The organism is Streptomyces sp. NPDC054770, assembly GCF_053611985.1.
Genome location: NZ_JBSHBL010000091.1, coordinates 1 through 18,579, shown reverse-complemented (window position 1 = coordinate 18,579; position 18,579 = coordinate 1). Strand labels below are relative to the sequence as shown.

The 18,579-nt window shown below is 68.8% G+C and carries 18 protein-coding genes; all 18 read left to right on the top strand.

The window, feature by feature from the left end; all coding sequences use genetic code 11:
- Positions 1 to 152 precede the first annotated feature (152 nt).
- Complete coding sequence (locus ACWGKQ_RS44430) at positions 153 to 1,991, top strand: trypsin-like serine protease (protein ID WP_453297764.1); 1,839 nt, start codon at positions 153 to 155, stop codon at positions 1,989 to 1,991.
- A 218-nt stretch (positions 1,992 to 2,209) separates the two neighbouring features.
- Entirely contained in the window at positions 2,210 to 3,343 is a 1,134-nt protein-coding gene (locus ACWGKQ_RS44425; protein WP_453297763.1) for an LCP family protein, read from the top strand.
- Positions 3,344 to 3,647: 304 nt separating this feature from the next.
- The gene (gene rpmE / locus ACWGKQ_RS44420; protein ID WP_030049623.1) at positions 3,648 to 3,872 is read left to right on the top strand and encodes a 50S ribosomal protein L31; all 225 of its coding nucleotides are present in this window, start codon (positions 3,648 to 3,650) and stop codon (positions 3,870 to 3,872) included.
- 113 nt (positions 3,873 to 3,985) lie between these two features.
- A complete protein-coding gene (gene prfA / locus ACWGKQ_RS44415) occupies positions 3,986 to 5,062 on the top strand; it encodes a peptide chain release factor 1 (protein WP_453297762.1) in 1,077 nt (358 codons plus the stop codon).
- Positions 5,063 to 5,144: 82 nt separating this feature from the next.
- On the top strand, positions 5,145 to 5,984 hold the full coding sequence (prmC, locus tag ACWGKQ_RS44410; RefSeq protein ID WP_453297761.1) for a peptide chain release factor N(5)-glutamine methyltransferase: 840 nt from the start codon (positions 5,145 to 5,147) through the stop codon (positions 5,982 to 5,984).
- Between the two features lie 52 nt (positions 5,985 to 6,036).
- Complete coding sequence (locus ACWGKQ_RS44405) at positions 6,037 to 6,684, top strand: L-threonylcarbamoyladenylate synthase (protein ID WP_350777730.1); 648 nt, start codon at positions 6,037 to 6,039, stop codon at positions 6,682 to 6,684.
- Complete coding sequence (locus tag ACWGKQ_RS44400; protein ID WP_453297760.1) at positions 6,681 to 7,364, top strand: arsenate reductase/protein-tyrosine-phosphatase family protein; 684 nt, start codon at positions 6,681 to 6,683, stop codon at positions 7,362 to 7,364. Before ACWGKQ_RS44405 ends, ACWGKQ_RS44400 begins: the two co-directional genes overlap by 4 nt.
- Before the next feature lie 268 nt (positions 7,365 to 7,632).
- Positions 7,633 to 8,877, top strand: a complete 1,245-nt coding sequence (locus tag ACWGKQ_RS44395; RefSeq protein ID WP_453297759.1) for a serine hydroxymethyltransferase — start codon at positions 7,633 to 7,635, stop codon at positions 8,875 to 8,877.
- Between the two features lie 149 nt (positions 8,878 to 9,026).
- Positions 9,027 to 10,415, top strand: a complete 1,389-nt coding sequence (locus ACWGKQ_RS44390; protein ID WP_453297758.1) for an MraY family glycosyltransferase — start codon at positions 9,027 to 9,029, stop codon at positions 10,413 to 10,415.
- A gap of 301 nt (positions 10,416 to 10,716) precedes the next feature.
- A complete protein-coding gene (locus tag ACWGKQ_RS44385) occupies positions 10,717 to 11,148 on the top strand; it encodes a hypothetical protein (protein WP_453297776.1) in 432 nt (143 codons plus the stop codon).
- Between the two features lie 210 nt (positions 11,149 to 11,358).
- Positions 11,359 to 12,195: a F0F1 ATP synthase subunit A gene (atpB, locus tag ACWGKQ_RS44380; RefSeq protein WP_453297757.1), complete on the top strand. Its 837-nt coding sequence runs from the start codon at positions 11,359 to 11,361 to the stop codon at positions 12,193 to 12,195.
- Between the two features lie 71 nt (positions 12,196 to 12,266).
- Complete coding sequence (atpE, locus tag ACWGKQ_RS44375) at positions 12,267 to 12,515, top strand: ATP synthase F0 subunit C (protein ID WP_217555087.1); 249 nt, start codon at positions 12,267 to 12,269, stop codon at positions 12,513 to 12,515.
- Between the two features lie 37 nt (positions 12,516 to 12,552).
- Positions 12,553 to 13,098, top strand: coding sequence for a F0F1 ATP synthase subunit B (locus ACWGKQ_RS44370; RefSeq protein ID WP_089098758.1), 546 nt, complete (start codon positions 12,553 to 12,555; stop codon positions 13,096 to 13,098).
- Complete coding sequence (locus ACWGKQ_RS44365; protein WP_453297756.1) at positions 13,095 to 13,910, top strand: F0F1 ATP synthase subunit delta; 816 nt, start codon at positions 13,095 to 13,097, stop codon at positions 13,908 to 13,910. Before ACWGKQ_RS44370 ends, ACWGKQ_RS44365 begins: the two co-directional genes overlap by 4 nt.
- A 133-nt stretch (positions 13,911 to 14,043) precedes the next feature.
- Positions 14,044 to 15,633: a F0F1 ATP synthase subunit alpha gene (gene atpA, locus ACWGKQ_RS44360; RefSeq protein WP_453297755.1), complete on the top strand. Its 1,590-nt coding sequence runs from the start codon at positions 14,044 to 14,046 to the stop codon at positions 15,631 to 15,633.
- A 21-nt stretch (positions 15,634 to 15,654) separates the two neighbouring features.
- Entirely contained in the window at positions 15,655 to 16,575 is a 921-nt protein-coding gene (locus ACWGKQ_RS44355) for a F0F1 ATP synthase subunit gamma (protein WP_351714608.1), read from the top strand.
- On the top strand, positions 16,575 to 18,011 hold the full coding sequence (atpD, locus tag ACWGKQ_RS44350) for a F0F1 ATP synthase subunit beta (protein WP_350777745.1): 1,437 nt from the start codon (positions 16,575 to 16,577) through the stop codon (positions 18,009 to 18,011). The genes ACWGKQ_RS44355 and atpD overlap by 1 nt, the downstream gene beginning before the upstream one ends.
- Positions 18,012 to 18,145: 134 nt before the next feature.
- Positions 18,146 to 18,520, top strand: a complete 375-nt coding sequence (locus tag ACWGKQ_RS44345) for a F0F1 ATP synthase subunit epsilon (protein WP_361290252.1) — start codon at positions 18,146 to 18,148, stop codon at positions 18,518 to 18,520.
- Positions 18,521 to 18,579 lie beyond the last annotated feature (59 nt).

Genomic DNA, 18,579 nt, shown 5'->3' with positions numbered 1-18,579 from the left:
AAATTAAGTACAGTCCCGCGCCCCTGGTAGGGAAAGGAACCGCCTCTTGCAACGCGCAGGGGGCGGTTCTTTGCGTTTTCCTCCTCGGTGTACGATCGCGCCTTCGGTCAGTTGACCGAATCACGAACTCCTGATCCCGAGGGGGGACTTAGGTGGGTACACCCACGTCCGGGAGCGGTCGGCACAGACGCCGGATACGTTTCGCTCTGCCCGTCGCCGCGGCCTCAGTCGCCGCCGCCGTCGCGGCCGCACTGATCTCGACCTCCGCCAACGCGGCCACCCAGCCGACGCCCACGGTCAAGCCGCCCGTCAGCGCGCCGTCGCAGGCCGTCCTGAACAAGCGGATCGCCCGTGCGATCACCGCCGACAGCGCGCCGACGACCACGACGAAGTCGACCGCCACCGCGAGCGGTTCGGCCGTCTCGCCGAAGATCATCGGTGGCGGCACGACCACCATCGCCTCGGCGCCGTGGATGGCCCAGCTCTGGTACTACGACGACAAGGGCACCACCACCACCAGCGACGACGAGGGCTTCTTCTGCGGTGGCTCGGTCATCTCGCCCACGAAGATCCTCACCGCCGCGCACTGCGTCAAGGGCTTCAAGTGGAGCACCACCGACTCCGCGGTCGTCACCGGCACCGCCTCGCTGCCCACCACCAACGCCGACGGCAGCGCCAACCTGCACGGCGGCACGGCCACCGGCGTACTGCGGCAGTGGAACCACCCGTCGTACAGCGCGTCGACCGTCAACAACGACGTCGCCGTGCTCACTCTGGCCGCCCCGGTCAAGGCCACGCCGATCAAGCTGACGACGTCCACCGACACGGCCTCCTACGCGGCGAACAAGAGCGCGACGGTCTACGGCTGGGGTCGCACCAGTTCCACCTCGGAGGACATCTCCGACACGCTCAAGACGGCCACGCTGCCGATCCAGTCCGACAGCACCTGCTCGGGCTTCTACGGCAGCCTGTTCATCAAGGGCCACATGGTGTGCGCCGGCAAGGCCGCCACCGGTTCCGACACCGGCACCACCACCATCTGCAACGGCGACTCCGGCGGTCCGCTGGTCGTCGGCGGCCGGATCGTGGGTGTCGTCTCCTGGAGCGCCGACGACGGTGTCGCCGGCCATGACTGTGTCGTCGCGGGTTCCTACGGCGTCTTCACGAAGGTCAGCACCTACGTCGGTGCCGCCTACGCGCAGATCGCCGACACCAACCTGAGCTACACCGACGGCAAGGCCGACCTGTTCGCCCGCAAGTCGTCGACCAAGGTCGGCTACGAGCTGGACTCCAAGGGCACCTCGCTCGCCGCCCGCCAGTCCTGGGGCGACTGGAGCGGCGTCAACGTCATCCTCCAGGCCGACCTGGACCGGGACGGCTTCCAGGACATCGTCTACCGGGTGGCCTCCAGCGGTGACGTCTACTGGGACCACTTCGTGCTGAACAGCGCCCGGACCAGCGGCTCCTGGGCCACGAAGAAGATCTTCACCAACTGGAAGACCCGCAAGGCCATCGTGATCCCCGGTGACCTCACCGGCGACTACCTGCCCGACGTGCTCTCCGAGGACTCCGGCGGCGTGCTGTGGCTGTACCCGGGCAAGGGCGACGGAACCTTCGCCGCCCGCGTCCGCATCGGCGGCGGCTGGAGCCAGTACAACCAGCTGCGCGGCGTCGGCGACTTCAACGGCGACGGCAAGGCCGACCTGCTGGCCCGCAAGAGCAGCGGCGGCGACCTGTACCTGTACAAGGGCACCGGCAAGTCCGGCACCGGCCTCTTCTCGGCCCGTGTGAAGGTCCGCTCCGCCTGGACCGGCTTCAACACCCTCGCCGCGGTCGGCGACCTGACCGGCGACGGCAAGGCCGACCTGGTGGCCCGGACGACCGGCGGCACGCTGTACCTCTACCCGGGCACCGGCAAGGCGACCAGTGAGATCTTCGGCACAAGGAAGTCGCTCGGTACCGGTTTCCAGCAGTACGACATCTTCGGCTGAAATACCTGGTGAGGGCGGTTCGCCCGCACTTGCCCGGTGACACGGTGTGCCCATCGCCCTACGCGGTGGGCACACTGCGTTATGCAACCCTTTCCCGAGTTTCGCCGTCTGACCAGGCGGAGCGACGATGGTCCGGTACGTGCCGATGATCCTGGTACGCCGGGCCTGACCCTGAAAGCAGGGGATAACCGAGCAGTCGTACGAGAACCGAGGAGCCCATGTCCCCCGAGAGCACGCCGGAGCCGTTCATACCCGAGGCCGGAGCGAAGGCCCCGGGCCGCCGGGGCAGGGGCCGCCGCCGCAAGCCCCCCGGCAGGGGCCACAAGGCGGTCCTGGTCACGGCCTGGACGGCGGCGGGCATCCTCGTCCTCGGCGGCACCGGTGTCGGCTACCTCTACTTCAAGCTCAACGGCAACCTCAAGACCGTCGACATCAACCAGGCGCTCGGCACCGACCGGCCCACCAAGGTCGACAACGGCTCCGAGAACATCCTGGTCCTCGGCTCCGACTCGCGCTCCGGCTCCAACAAGAAGCTCGGCGGCGGAACCGACGACGGCAGCGCCCGCTCCGACACGGCGATGATCGTCCACGTCTACAAGGGCCACAAGAAGGCCGCCGTGGTTTCCATCCCCCGGGACACCCTGATCGACCGCCCGGCCTGCACCGACGCGCACGGCACCAGCCACGCCGCCGCGACCGGCGTGATGTTCAACTCCGCGTACTCCACGGGCGGCGCGGCCTGTGCGGTCAAGACCGTCGAGTCGGTCACGGGTATCCGGATGGACCACTACCTGGAGGTCGACTTCTCCGGCTTCCAGAAGCTCGTCGACGAACTCGGCGGCGTCGAGGTCACCACGACGAAGGCCATCGACGACCGGGAGAGCCACCTCGACCTCAAGGCAGGCCCCCACACGCTGAACGGCAAGCAGGCCCTCGGCCTCGTCCGCACCCGGCACGGCGTCGGCGACGGCTCCGACCTGGGCCGCATCCAGCTCCAGCAGGCCTTCATGAAGGCCCTCATCAACCAGGTCAAGCACGTGGGCGTCTTCACCAGCCCCAAGAAGCTGTACGACCTGGCCGACACCGCGACGAAGACGGTCACCACCGACTCCGACCTCGGCTCGGTGAACTCCCTGATCGACTTCGCGAACGGCCTGAAGTCCATCAGCTCCAAGAACATGCACATGGTCACGATGCCGGTGGAGTACGACCCGGCGAACCCGAACCGGGTGATCGTGGCCGAGACGAAGGCGAAGCAGGTCTGGACGGCCCTGAAGAACGACAGGCCGATCCCGGCGTCGGCTACGAAGGGCACGGCGACGGGGCAGGCCAAGGGGGTCGTGACGTCGTAGTCCGGCTGCGGGTGGGTGGGGGTTGCTCGCGCAGTTCCCCGCGCCCCTGAAGGGGCGCTCGGGCTGACGCCCCTGAAAGGGGCGCGGGGAACTGCGTGACAAGCCACGACGGACCCGCAGCCGCGCACGACGAAACCCTGGCACCCCCTAGGCGCGACCATCCCCCGCACCCTCGGGAATACCCAGCCGCTCCCCCCGGTTTTGGGCTATGCGCCCAGCCCTGGCAGACTGGTACGTCGGCCCCGGTTCACGCCCCGCAGCCCGCGAAGGCGACCCGGTGCCCTCCCGATATCTAGGAGACACCTTGAAGCGCGAGATCCACCCCGAGTACGTCGAGACGCAGGTCAGCTGCACCTGTGGCGCGTCGTTCACCACCCGTAGCACGATCACCAGCGGCACCATCCGCGCCGAGGTCTGCTCCGAGTGCCACCCGTTCTACACGGGCAAGCAGAAGATCCTCGACACCGGTGGCCGTGTGGCCCGCTTCGAGGCCCGCTTCGGCAAGGCTGCCGCCGGCTCCAAGAAGTAGCGAGCCCCATTTCGCCGGTCCACGGCCACGCTCCCACGAGGGCGTGCCCGGGACCGGCGTTTTTGGTCGCCCGCCTTCCCTCCCGCACGCCGTAGCAGTATCAGGAGCCAAAAATGTTCGAGGCCGTCGAGGAACTCGTCGTCGAGCACGCAGACCTGGAGAAGAAGCTCGCCGACCCGTCGGTCCACGCCGACCAGTCCAACGCGCGCAAGCTGAACAAGCGCTACGCCGAACTCACCCCGATCGTCGCCACGTACCGCTCCTGGAAGCAGACCGGCGACGACATCGAGACCGCGCGTGAACTGGCCGCCGACGACCCCGACTTCGCCGCCGAGGTCAAGGAGCTGGACAAGCAGCGCGACGAACTCACCGAGAAGCTGCGCCTGCTGCTCGTCCCCCGGGACCCGTCCGACGACAAGGACGTCATCCTGGAGATCAAGGCGGGGGCGGGTGGCGACGAGTCCGCTCTCTTTGCCGGTGACCTGCTGCGCATGTATCTCCGGTACGCCGAGCGCGTCGGCTGGAAGACCGAGATCATCGACGCCACCGAGTCCGAGCTCGGCGGCTACAAGGACGTCCAGGTCGCCGTGAAGACCAAGGGCGGCCAGGGCGCCACCGAGCCCGGGCAGGGCGTCTGGGCGCGGCTGAAGTACGAGGGCGGTGTGCACCGCGTGCAGCGCGTGCCGGCGACCGAGTCCCAGGGCCGTATCCACACCTCCGCCGCCGGCGTGCTCGTCACGCCCGAGGCCGAGGAGGTCGACGTCGAGATCAACCCCAACGACCTCCGCATCGACGTCTACCGGTCCTCGGGACCCGGCGGGCAGTCCGTCAACACCACCGACTCCGCCGTGCGCATCACGCACATTCCCACCGGAGTCGTCGCCTCCTGCCAGAACGAGAAGAGCCAGCTGCAGAACAAGGAGCAGGCCTTGCGTATCCTGCGCTCCAGGCTGCTCGCCGCGGCGCAGGAGGAGGCGGAGAAGGAGGCCGCCGACGCCCGCCGCAGCCAGGTCCGCACCGTCGACCGCTCCGAGAAGATCCGCACGTACAACTTCCCGGAGAATCGTCTCTCGGACCACCGCGTGGGCTTCAAGGCGTACAACCTGGACCAGGTCCTGGACGGCGACCTCGACGCGGTGATCCAGGCCTGCGTCGACGCGGACTCGGCCGCCAAGCTCGCAGCCGCGTAAGACACGTACGCACGTACGAGGTACAACACGGAGGACCAGCGTGCAGCAACATTTTGGGGGGCGACCCCCAAGCCCCCGACGAGTGCTGCTCGCCGAGGTGGCGCAGGCCACCCAGCGGCTGGCCGACGCCGGCGTGCCCTCGCCGCGCAACGACGCGGAGGAGCTCGCCGCGTTCGTGCACGGCGTGAAGCGGGGCGCGCTGCACTCCGTCAAGGACTCCGACTTCGACGCCCGCTACTGGGAGGTCATCGCCCGCCGGGAGCAGCGCGAGCCGCTCCAGCACATCACCGGGCGGGCGTATTTCCGGTATCTCGAACTCCAGGTGGGTCCCGGTGTGTTCGTGCCGCGTCCGGAGACCGAGTCCGTGGTCGGCTGGGCCATAGACGCCGTGCGCGCCATGGACGTGGTCGAGCCCCGCATCGTCGACCTGTGCACCGGGTCCGGTGCCATCGCGCTCGCCCTCGCCCAGGAGGTCCCGCGCTCGCGCGTGCACGCCGTGGAGCTGTCCGAGGAGGCGCTCCAGTGGACCCGCAAGAACATGGCGGACTCCAGGGTCGACCTGCGCCAGGGAGACGCCCTGGACGCCTTCCACGACCTCGACGGCCATGTCGACCTGGTCATCTCGAATCCTCCGTACATCCCGCTCACCGAGTGGGAGTACGTGGCCCCCGAGGCCCGCGACTACGACCCGGAGCTGGCCCTGTTCTCCGGCGAGGACGGGCTCGACCTGATCCGGGGCATCGAACGCACCGCGCACCGGCTGCTGCGCCCGGGCGGTGTCGTCGTCATCGAGCACGCCGACACCCAGGGCGGCCAGGTGCCGTGGATCTTCACCGAGGAGCGGGGCTGGGCCGACGCGGCCGACCACCCGGACCTCAACAACCGCCCCCGCTTCGCGACCGCCCGCAAGGCGCTGCCGTGAGCACCCCGCAGACTCCCTTCCAGATGTACGTGTACGAGGAGGCCCGCTAGACATGGCACGGCGATACGACACCAACGACGCGACCGACCGCGTGACGGGTCTGCGCGAGGCCGCGTCCGCCGTCCGCCGGGGCGAACTGGTGGTGCTGCCGACCGACACGGTGTACGGCATCGGCGCCGACGCGTTCACCTCGGAGGCGGTCGCCGACCTCCTCGACGCCAAGGGCCGGGGCCGCAACATGCCCACCCCTGTCCTGATCGGCTCCCCGAACACGCTCCACGGTCTCGTCACCGACTTCTCCGAGCTGGCCTGGGAGCTGGTCGACGCGTTCTGGCCGGGCGCCCTCACACTGGTCGCCAAGCACCAGCCGTCCCTGCAGTGGGACCTGGGTGACACCCGTGGCACGGTGGCCGTCCGCATGCCCCTGCACCCCGTCGCCATCGAACTGCTCACCGAGGTCGGCCCGATGGCCGTCTCCTCCGCCAACCTCACCGGCCACCCGTCCCCGGAGACCTGTGACGCCGCGCAGGAGATGCTCGGCGACTCCGTCTCCGTTTACCTCGACGGCGGCCCGACCCCCGGCAACGTCCCCTCGTCGATCGTCGACGTCACCCGCGAAGTTCCGTTGCTGCTGCGCGCGGGCGCGATCTCGGCGGAGGAGCTGCGGAAGGTCGTACCCGACCTTGAGGTGGCGAATTGACAGCCCCTGACGCGGGGCGTGGCATAGGCAACGGGGAGCGCGCGGCGGAGATCACGACGACGTTCGTGGGGCTGCCGCGCGACAGTTTCCGCATCCTCCACGTCAGCACCGGCAACGTGTGCCGCTCGCCCATCACCGAGCGGCTGACCCGCCATCTCGTGACGGACCGGCTCGGCGCCTTCCTGGGCGGCGGGCTGGTCGTGGAGAGCGCGGGCACCTGGGGCCATGAGGGCGCGCCCATGGAGGCCAACGCGGAGGCCGTGCTGGCCGACTTCGGTGCGGATGCCTCCGGCTTCGTGGGCCGCGAGCTGCTCGACGAGCACGTGATCCGGGCCGACCTGGTGCTGACCGCGACCCGCGACCACCGCCAGCAGGTCATCTCCATGGGCCACTCGGCGGGCCTGCGCACCTTCACGCTGAAGGAGTTCACCCGCCTGGTCCGCGCGATAGACCCGGCGACCCTGCCGCCGACGTCGGAAGGCGTGGTGATCCGCGCCCGCGCGCTGGTGCGGGCGGCCGCGGCCCTCCGCGGCTGGCTCCTGGCGCCGACGGCCGAGGCGGACGAGGTGTACGACCCCTACGGCGCCCCGCTGCCGTTCTTCCAGTCCATCGGCGTCGAGATACACGAGGCCCTGGACCCGGTGGTCACGGCGCTGACCGGTGTTCCGGCGCGGGCGTAAGTCCACGTTTCTCACATCGGCACCCGGCGCTGTCGGCCGTGCCCACCCGTTCCGCCCTGCGGAACGCCTGCCCACGGCGGTGGTGGCGCCCCGTAAGGGGCGCGGGGAACTGCGCGAGCAACCCCCACGCACCCGCAGTCGCGCGACCCTCCGCAATCACCCCTCCGGCAGCGAGGCGGCCCCCCACGGCCGTACGCACAAACCGCGCGTCCGCCCCATACCGGGCCTACATTGGTCATACGTCACCGTCGACCGCCCGGAGCCTGTCATGTCGGTCACCCCTGTCCTCGTAGAGGGCGATCTGCTGCGGCGGCAGGACCCGCAGCTGGCCGAGATCCTGCTCGGAGAGCTGGCGCGGCAGTCGACGTCGTTGCAGCTGAGCGCCGCCGAGAACTTCGCTTCTCCGGCCGTGCTGGCCGCCCTGGGGTCGCCGCTCGCCAACAAGTACGCCGAGGGGTATCCGGGCGCCCGGCACCACGGCGGCTGCGAGATCGTGGACGTCGCCGAGCGGCTCGCCGTCGACCGGGCCAAGGCCCTGTTCGGCGCCGCGCACGCCAATGTGCAGTCCCATTCGGGGTCGTCCGCCGTGCTGGCCGCGTACGCGGCCCTGCTGCGCCCGGGGGACACCGTGCTCGCCCTGGGGCTGCCCTACGGCGGTCACCTCACGCACGGCTCGCCGGCCAACTTCTCCGGCCGCTGGTTCGACTTCGTGGGCTACGGGGTGGACGCCGAGAGCGGGCTCGTCGACTACGACCAGGTGCGGGCGCTGGCGCGCAGCCACCGGCCCAAGGCGATCGTGTGCGGGTCCATCGCCTATCCGCGCCACATCGACTACGCGTTCTTCCGCGAGGTCGCCGACGAGGCGGGCGCGTATCTGATCGCCGACGCCGCCCATCCCATCGGGCTCGTCGCCGGGGGAGCGGCGCCGAACCCGGTGCCGTACGCCGACGTGGTGTGTGCGACGACACACAAGGTGCTGCGCGGGCCGCGCGGCGGGATGCTGCTGTGCGGTTCGCCGGAGCTGGCCGAGCGGCTCGACCGGGCGGTCTTCCCGTTCACCCAGGGCGGCGCGCAGATGAACGCGATCGCCGCGAAGGCGGTCGCGTTCGGGGAGGCGGCAACACCGGCGTTCACCGCGTACGCCCATCAGGTGGTCGGCAATGCGAGGGTTCTCGCGGCCGGGCTGGCGGAGCAGGGGCTGGCCGTCACCACCGGGGGCACGGACACCCATCTGATCACCGTGGATCCGGCGCCGCTCGGGGCCGAGGGCAAGGTCGCCAGGGGGCGGCTCGCGGCCGCGGGGATCGTGCTGGACTGCTGTGCGCTGCCGCACGGTGACGCGCGGGGGCTGCGGCTGGGCACCGCCGCCGTGACCACCCAGGGCATGGGAGAGGCGGAGATGACCCGGATCGCGGCGTTGCTCGCGGGTGTGGTGAGAGGTGTCACGGACCCGGGGAGGGTGCGTGACGAGGTGCGGGAGCTCACCGGTAGATTTCCGCCGTATCCCGGCTGAGACGGGGTAGGCGCAGCGTCGTACACCCGTTGTAAGCCTGGCTCACAGCCACCCGTGCAACCATCTTCGCTACCCGGAAGTCCCCACACATATGCGTCCCTCGCTAGGGTGTGGGGCTGTGATGGCCAGCGAGACATGTGGGGAAGCCTGTGCGTGAATACCTGCTGACGCTCTGCATCACGGCCGCGGTGACGTACCTGCTGACAGGGCCGGTACGGAAGTTCGCGATCGTGGCAGGGGCCATGCCGGAGATCCGGGCACGTGACGTGCACCGGGAGCCCACTCCGCGGCTCGGCGGGATCGCGATGTTCTTCGGCCTGTGTGCCGGGCTGCTGGTCGCGGACCACATGTCCAACCTCAACGAGGTCTTCGAGAAGTCGAACGAGCCGCGGGCGCTGCTCTCCGGTGCGGCCCTGATCTGGCTGATCGGTGTGCTCGACGACAAGTTCGAGATCGACGCGCTGATCAAGCTGGGCGGTCAGATGATCGCCGCGGGCGTCATGGTCATGCAGGGTCTGACGATCCTGTGGCTGCCCATCCCGGGCGTCGGCACGGTGGCGCTGACCCCGTGGCAGGGCACCCTGCTGACGGTGGCCCTGGTGGTCATCACCATCAACGCGGTGAACTTCGTCGACGGCCTGGACGGCCTGGCCTCCGGCATGGTGTGCATCGCGGCCGCGGCGTTCTTCATGTACGCCTACCGGATCTGGTACTCGTACGGCATCGAGGCCGCGGCCCCGGCGACGCTGTTCTCGGCGATCCTGATGGGCATGTGCCTGGGCTTCCTGCCGCACAACATGCACCCGGCGCGGATCTTCATGGGTGACTCCGGGTCGATGCTGATCGGCCTGGTGCTGGCCGCGGGCGCGATCTCGGTCACCGGCCAGGTCGACCCGGACGTGATGAACCTGTTCGCCGGGTCCGAGCGCAACGCGGTGCACCAGATGGTGCCGGTCTACATCCCGCTGCTGCTGCCGCTGACCATCATCGCGGTGCCGGCCGCCGACCTGGTGCTGGCGATCGTGCGGCGCACCTGGCGCGGTCAGTCGCCGTTCGCGGCGGACCGGGGCCATCTGCACCACCGGCTCCTCGAAGTCGGCCACTCGCACAGCAGGGCCGTGCTGATCATGTACTTCTGGGCGGCCCTGATCGCCTTTGGGGCGCTGGCCTACTCGGTGAACTCCGCGTCCATGTGGATCGTGCTCGGCGTGGTGTTCTTCAGCGCGGTGGGCCTCGGGCTGCTCCTGCTGCCGCGGTTCACGCCGCGGGCTCCGATGTGGGCGCAGGCCGTCGTGCCGCCCCGCTACCGGCGCGGTGCGCGCATCGAGGCGGCCGAGGAGCCGGCGGCCGCAACTCCCCAGCCGCCGTCGGTCGTTGACGAGCCGGAGTGCGAGGAGCAGGCCGCCGGGCACCTGGCTCCGGCGACCACCGGGGTGGCCACGGTCAACGGCGCGGCCAAGGTCTCGGTCAACGGCGCGACCGCCATCGGCGCCCGGTCACGCTTCCTGGACCGGCGCACTTCCGAGACCTCCCGCTGACCCTGCCAAGGTAAGAATCTGACTAGAGCATTGCCAAGTCGTGGGGGACCAAAGCATCCCAATATCAGACACAACGGCTCGGTTTCCGCTCAGACGCGCAGGTTCACTCTCATGTGTGACAGTGAGCACACCTACGAGGTAAAGACCTCATCAAATAGTTTGTGATACGGTTCACGAGAACCCCGGACAGAGTCGAAGGACCCGACTGCGACGGTCCGTCAGCGTGAGGTCTTCGACCCTCCGACCGGGACTACGCTCGTCCATGACGACACCTGCCCCCTGTGAAAGCGGAGTTGCCGCCATGCCGTCCAATGACGCCCGGATCCTGGCCCAAGCCGCCGTACCCACGGCCGCCGTCGGTGTGCTCGCTGCCGCCGTCAGCGGTGTGGTCACGGGCGGCAAGGGGGCGATCGGGGCCGTCGTGGCGACGGTGATCGTGATCCTCTTCATGGGGATCGGGCTCTACGTCCTGCAACGCACCGCCAGGTCGCTTCCGCAGCTGTTCCAGATGATGGGCCTGATGCTCTACGCGGCCCAGCTTCTGCTGCTGATCATCTTCATGGCCCTGTTCAAGAACACGACGCTGTTCAATCCCCGGGCCTTCGCCATCGTGCTCGTGGTCACCACGCTCGCGTGGATCACCGCGCAGACCCGCGCCCACATGAAGGCCAAGATCCTCTACGTCGAACCCGATAAGTCCGAGAAGTCTGAGAAGTCCGGACAATCGTCGTGAGAGGTAGGGCCGGGATAAAGGCGTACGAGAGATGCTGCTATCGTCCGGTGCCAACTGCGGCATCGCGGGCGCGGGCATCTGAGCTGACGCCTGCTCAATCGCGAGGCGAGATGCCCCCCAGCCGCCCCCACATCCGTAACACCAGTCCCGTGCCGAACCGCGGCCCTGCGCCGCGCCGACACAACGAGGTTGCCGTACCCATGCGCCACGATGAAGGAGCCCGCGGTGAGTGCTGACCCGACGCAGACGCTCGCTTTCGACACGAGCTGTCACCTGTTCGACGGGTGTGGCTTCCCGGCTCCGGGCCTCCACTCGTTCCTGTTCAAGCCGCTTTTCGGCGACGCGGACAGCAACCTGTACTTCAACAAGACGATGCTGCTGGCGCTGCTCGGGTCGATCGTCATCGTGGGCTTCTTCTGGGCCGCCTTCGCCAGGCCGAAGGTCGTCCCGGGCAAGCTCCAGATGATCGCCGAGAGCGGTTACGACTTCGTCCGGCGCGGTGTCGTCTACGAGACCATCGGCAAGAAGGAAGGCGAGAAGTACGTTCCGTTCGTCGTCTCGCTGTTCTTCTTCGTCTGGATGATGAACCTCTGGTCGATCATCCCGGTCGCCCAGTTCCCGGTCACCGCGATCATCTCGTACCCCGCGGTCCTGGCCGGCCTCGTCTACATCACGTGGGTCGCGCTCACCTTCAAGCGCCAGGGTTTCGTCGGCTTCTTCAAGAACGTCACCGGCTACGACAAGACGCTCGGCGGGGTCCTCCCGCTGTCGATGACGATCGAGTTCTTCTCGAACCTCATCGTCCGGCCGTTCACCCACGCCGTACGACTCTTCGCGAACATGTTCGCCGGTCACACCCTGCTACTGCTCTTCACGATCGCCAGCTGGTACATGCTGAACGGCATCGGCATCGCGTACTCCGGTGTCTCGTTCGTCATGGTCCTCGTGATGACCGCCTTCGAACTCTTCATCCAGGCTGTCCAGGCGTACGTCTTCGTACTGCTGACGTGCAGCTACATCCAGGGCGCGCTCGCCGAGCACCACTGAGCCGTCCCACCACCACCCAGTCATCCGGTGGCCAACCCCCACCGGTCATTGAAAGAGAAGGAAGAACCGGCATGTCCGCTCTCGAAACCCTTGCCGCCGGCGTCCAGATCAAGGGCAACCTCGGCTCCATCGGTTACGGCCTCGCGGCGATCGGCCCGGGCGTCGGTATCGGCATCATCTTCGGCAACGGTACGCAGGCGCTCGCCCGCCAGCCCGAGGCTGCCGGCCTCATCCGCGCCAACCAGATCCTCGGCTTCGCCTTCTGTGAGGCGCTCGCCCTGATCGGTCTGGTCATGCCGTTCGTCTACCCGACCTCCTGACCCGCCCGTCGCGCACCAATAGACGAAAGGCACTGATATGAGCCCCCTGGTTCAGCTCGCGGCTGAGGAGGCCGAAAACCCCCTCATCCCGCCGATCCCAGAGCTCGTCATCGGCCTCATCGCCTTCGTCATCGTCTTCGGCTTCCTCGCCAAGAAGCTCCTTCCGAACATCAACAAGGTTCTGGAGCAGCGCCGCGAGGCGATCGAGGGCGGTATCGAGAAGGCCGAGGCCGCTCAGACCGAGGCCCAGAGCGTCCTTGAGCAGTACAAGGCGCAGCTGGCCGAGGCCCGGCACGAGGCCGCGCGCCTGCGCCAGGAGGCTCAGGAGCAGGGCGCCACGCTCATCGCCGAGATGCGCGCCGAAGGCCAGCGGCAGCGTGAGGAGATCGTCGCCGCCGGTCACGCGCAGATCGAGGCCGACCGCAAGTCCGCCGCGCAGGCGCTCCGTCAGGACGTCGGCCACCTGGCCACCGACCTGGCCGGCAAGCTGGTCGGCGAGTCCCTGGAGGACCACGCCCGTCAGAGCCGCGTGATCGACCGCTTCCTCGACGAGCTTGAGGAGAAGGCCGAGGCCGCGCGATGAACGGAGCGAGCCGCGAGGCCCTGGCAGCCGCACGTGAGCGTCTCGACGCGCTGACGGACTCCACGTCCGTGGACGCGACGCGGCTCGCCGACGAGCTGGCGGCCGTCACCGCGCTGCTCGACCGCGAGGGAGGCCTGCGCCGGGTCCTCACCGACCCGGCACAGGCCGGCGAGGCGAAGGCCGAGCTGGTCCGGCGCCTGATCGGCGGCCAGGTCTCCGAGACCACCGCCGACCTGGTGTCCGGCCTGGTCCGCTCCCGCTGGTCGCAGTCGCGCGACCTGGTGGACGCGCTGGAGGAGCTGGCGAACACCGCCGACCTCACGGCCGCGGAGAAGGCCGGCACGCTGGACGACGCCGAGGACGAGCTGTTCCGGTTCGGCCGGATCGTCTCCTCCAGCACCGAGCTGCGCGCCGCGCTCACCGACCGCAAGGCCACCGTCGCCGCGAAGACCGAGCTGCTGCACCGGCTGCTCGGCGGCCGCGCCAAGCCGGTCACCGAGCGTCTGGTCACGCGCCTTGTGACCGTGCCGCGGGGACGTAGCCTGGAAGCGGGCCTGGAGGCCCTGTCCAAGCTGGCCGCGGAGCGCCGCAGCCGGGTCGTCGCCGTCGTCACCTCGGCGGTACCGCTGAGCGAGCCGCAGAAGCGGCGCCTGGGCGCCGCCCTCGCGAAGCTCTACGGCCGCACGATGCACCTCAACCTCGACGTCGACCCCGCGGTCGTCGGCGGGATCCGGGTGCAGGTCGGTGACGAGCTCATCAACGGCTCGATCGCGGACCGGCTGGAGGACGCGGCCCGCCGCATGGCGAGCTAGCACCTCGGTAGTCGAGAACAAGCAGTACGTACTTACGACGGCCCGGGTTGGGCCGTACATGAAGAATCCTGGGGGTCGCCCCCAGACCCCCCAAGTGAAACTTCGGGCCCAACAAGGAGAGCAGGGAACCCAGATGGCGGAGCTCACGATCCGGCCGGAGGAGATCCGGGACGCGCTGGAGAACTTCGTCCAGTCGTACAAGCCGGACGCGGCCTCGCGCGAGGAGGTCGGTACGGTCACCCTTGCCGGCGACGGCATCGCGAAGGTCGAGGGCCTCCCCTCGGCCATGGCCAACGAACTGCTGAAGTTCGAGGACGGCACCCTCGGCCTCGCGCTCAACCTGGAAGAGCGCGAGATCGGCGCCATCGTCCTCGGTGAGTTCAGCGGCATCGAGGAGGGACAGCCGGTGCAGCGCACCGGTGAGGTCCTCTCCGTCGCGGTGGGCGAGGGCTACCTCGGCCGCGTCGTCGACCCGCTCGGCAACCCGATCGACGGCCTCGGCGAGATCGAGACGTCCGGCCGCCGCGCCCTGGAGCTGCAGGCTCCCGGCGTCATGGCCCGTAAGTCGGTGCACGAGCCGATGGAGACCGGCTACAAGGCCGTCGACGCGATGACCCCGGTCGGCCGCGGCCAGCGCCAGCTGATCATCGGTGACCGCCAGACCGGCAAGACCGCCCTGGCCGTCGACACGATCATCAACCAGCGCGACAACTGGCGCTCGGGCGACCCGAAGAAGCAGGTCCGCTGCGTCTACGTCGCCATCGGCCAGAAGGGCTCGACCATCGCCTCCGTGCGTGGCGCCCTGGAAGAGGCCGGCGCGCTGGAGTACACGACCATCGTCGCCGCCCCGGCGTCCGACCCGGCCGGCTTCAAGTACCTGGCGCCGTACACCGGTTCGGCCATCGGCCAGCACTGGATGTACGACGGCAAGCACGTCCTCATCATCTTCGACGACCTCTCGAAGCAGGCCGACGCCTACCGCGCCGTCTCCCTGCTGCTGCGCCGCCCGCCGGGCCGCGAGGCCTACCCGGGTGACGTCTTCTACCTGCACTCCCGTCTCCTCGAGCGCTGCGCCAAGCTCTCCGACGACATGGGTGCCGGCTCGATGACCGGTCTGCCGATCGTCGAGACCAAGGCCAACGACGTCTCGGCGTTCATCCCGACCAACGTCATCTCCATCACCGACGGCCAGTGCTTCCTGGAGTCGGACCTCTTCAACGCCGGTCAGCGCCCCGCGCTGAACGTCGGTATCTCCGTCTCCCGAGTCGGTGGTTCCGCGCAGCACAAGGCGATGAAGCAGGTCTCCGGCCGTCTGCGTCTGGACCTCGCCCAGTACCGCGAGCTGGAGGCGTTCGCCGCCTTCGGTTCCGACCTGGACGCCGCGTCGAAGTCGCAGCTGGAGCGTGGTCAGCGACTGGTCGAGCTGCTCAAGCAGGCTCAGTACCAGCCGATGTCCACCGAGGACCAGGTCGTCTCCGTGTGGGCCGGTACCACCGGCAGGATGGACGACGTCCCGGTCACCGACATCCGCCGCTTCGAGAAAGAGCTGCTCGAGTACCTGCACCGCAAGGAGCAGGGCCTCATGACCTCCATCAAGGAGGGCGGCAAGATGTCGGACGACACCCTCACCGCTGTTGCCGACGCCATCGCCGACTTCAAGAAGCAGTTCGAGACCTCGGACGGCAAGCTTCTCGGCGAGGACGCCCCGGCCGCGGCCAAGTGACGTAAGGAAGGGACCTGACTCATGGGAGCCCAGCTCCGGGTCTACAAGCGTCGCATCCGATCCGTCACCGCGACCAAGAAGATCACCAAGGCGATGGAGATGATCGCCGCCTCGCGTGTCGTCAAGGCGCAGCGCAAGGTGCGGGCCTCCGCGCCGTACGCGACCGAGCTCACCCGCGCGGTCACTGCGGTCGGTACGGGGTCGAACACCAAGCACCCCCTGACCACCGAGGCGGAGACGCCGACCCGCTCCGCGGTGCTGCTCCTGACGAGCGACCGCGGTCTGGCCGGTGCCTTCAACTCCAACGCCATCAAGGCCGCCGAGCAGCTGACGGCGCGCCTTGAGGCGGAGGGCAAGGAGGTCGACACGTACATCGTCGGCCGCCGCGGTCTGGCCCACTACAACTTCCGCGAGCGCAAGGTCGTGGAGTCGTGGTCGGGCTTCACCGACGAGCCCTCGTACGCGGACGCCAAGAAGGTCGCGGCGCCGCTGATCGAGGCCATCGAGACCGAGACGGCGGACGGCGGGGTGGACGAACTCCACATCGTCTACACCGAGTTCGTGTCGATGATGACGCAGACGGCGCTCGACGACCGGCTGCTGCCGCTCAGCCTCGACGAGGTCGCGGAGGAGGGCGCCGCCAAGGGCGACGAGATCCTTCCGCTGTACGACTTCGAGCCCTCGGCGGAGGACGTCCTCGACGCCCTGCTGCCGCGCTACGTGGAGAGCCGTATCTACAACGCGCTGCTCCAGTCGGCGGCTTCGAAGCACGCTGCCACGCGGCGCGCGATGAAGTCGGCCACCGACAACGCGGGCGAGCTGATCAACACGCTCTCCCGGCTTGCCAACGCGGCCCGCCAGGCCGAAATCACCCAGGAAATCAGCGAGATCGTCGGTGGCGCCAGCGCCCTGGCCGACGCGACCGCGGGGAGTGACCGCTAATGACCACCACTGTTGAGACCGCGACGGCCACGGGCCGCGTCGCCCGGGTCATCGGCCCGGTCGTCGACGTGGAGTTCCCCGTCGACGCGATGCCGGAGATCTACAACGCGCTGCACGTCGAGGTGGCCGACCCGGCCAACGCCGGCGAGAAGAAGACGCTGACCCTGGAGGTCGCCCAGCACCTGGGTGACGGCCTGGTCCGCACCATCTCCATGCAGCCCACCGACGGCCTGGTCCGCCAGGCCCCGGTCACCGACACCGGCGACGGCATCACCGTCCCGGTCGGCGACTTCACCAAGGGCAAGGTGTTCAACACCCTCGGCGAGGTGCTGAACGTCGACGAGCAGTACGAGGGCGAGCGCTGGTCCATCCACCGCAAGGCCCCCAACTTCGACGAGCTCGAGTCGAAGACCGAGATGTTCGAGACCGGCGTCAAGGTCATCGACCTGCTGACCCCGTACGTCAAGGGCGGCAAGATCGGTCTGTTCGGCGGTGCCGGCGTCGGCAAGACGGTGCTCATCCAGGAGATGATCTACCGCGTCGCCAACAACCACGACGGTGTCTCCGTGTTCGCCGGTGTCGGCGAGCGCACCCGTGAGGGCAACGACCTCATCGAGGAGATGGCCGACTCGGGCGTCATCGACAAGACCGCGCTTGTCTTCGGCCAGATGGACGAGCCCCCGGGCACCCGTCTGCGCGTGGCCCTCGCGGGTCTGACCATGGCGGAGTACTTCCGCGATGTGCAGAAGCAGGACGTGCTGTTCTTCATCGACAACATCTTCCGCTTCACGCAGGCCGGTTCCGAGGTCTCGACCCTGCTCGGCCGGATGCCCTCCGCGGTGGGCTACCAGCCGAACCTGGCCGACGAGATGGGTCTCCTCCAGGAGCGCATCACCTCGACCCGTGGTCACTCGATCACCTCGATGCAGGCGATCTACGTCCCCGCGGACGACCTGACCGACCCGGCCCCGGCCACCACCTTCGCCCACCTCGACGCGACGACGGTGCTCTCCCGTCCGATCTCGGAGAAGGGCATCTACCCGGCCGTGGACCCGCTGGACTCCACGTCCCGGATCCTGGACCCGCGCTACATCGCGGCGGACCACTACAACACCGCCATGCGCGTGAAGACGGTCCTCCAGAAGTACAAGGACCTCCAGGACATCATCGCGATCCTCGGTATCGACGAGCTGGGCGAGGAGGACAAGCTCACCGTCCACCGTGCCCGTCGCGTGGAGCGCTTCCTGTCCCAGAACACCCACGTCGCCAAGCAGTTCACCGGCGTCGACGGGTCGGACGTCCCGCTGGAGGAGTCGATCGCCGCGTTCAACGCGATCATCGACGGCGAGTACGACCACTTCCCGGAGCAGGCGTTCTTCCTGTGCGGTGGCATCGAGGACCTGAAGGCCAACGCCAAGGAGCTGGGCGTCTCCTGAACACCGTGAGTTCTTCCGAACTCATCGCGTTCTTGGTGTGAGGGGGCGGGCGCGTCCCGCCCCCTCACTCACGCCTACTAGAATTGACCCCAACACCCGGCATCCCTGCCGGGTGGTGACCCGAGGAGCCACCCTTGGCTGCTGAGCTGCACGTCGAGCTCGTCGCCGCGGACCGCCAGGTCTGGTCCGGCGAGGCCACCCTGGTCGTCGCGCGCACCACGTCCGGCGACATCGGCGTCATGCCCGGTCACCAGCCGCTGCTCGGTGTGCTGGAGTCGGGCCCGGTGACCATCCGTACGAGTGATGGTGGAACGGTCGTCGCCGCGGTGCACGGCGGTTTCATCTCGTTCGCGGACAACAAGCTCTCGCTGCTCGCCGAGACCGCCGAGCTGTCGGACGAGATCGACGTCCAGCGCGAGGAGCGTGAACTGGAGCGCGCGAAGGCGGCGGGCGACGCCACCGCCGAGCGGCGCGCCGACGTCCGTCTGCGGGCGGCGACATCCCGCTGACACACTGCGCGTATGCGTTGACGTAACTCAGCCGCGGCTGGGTCCGGATGGCTCCGGAC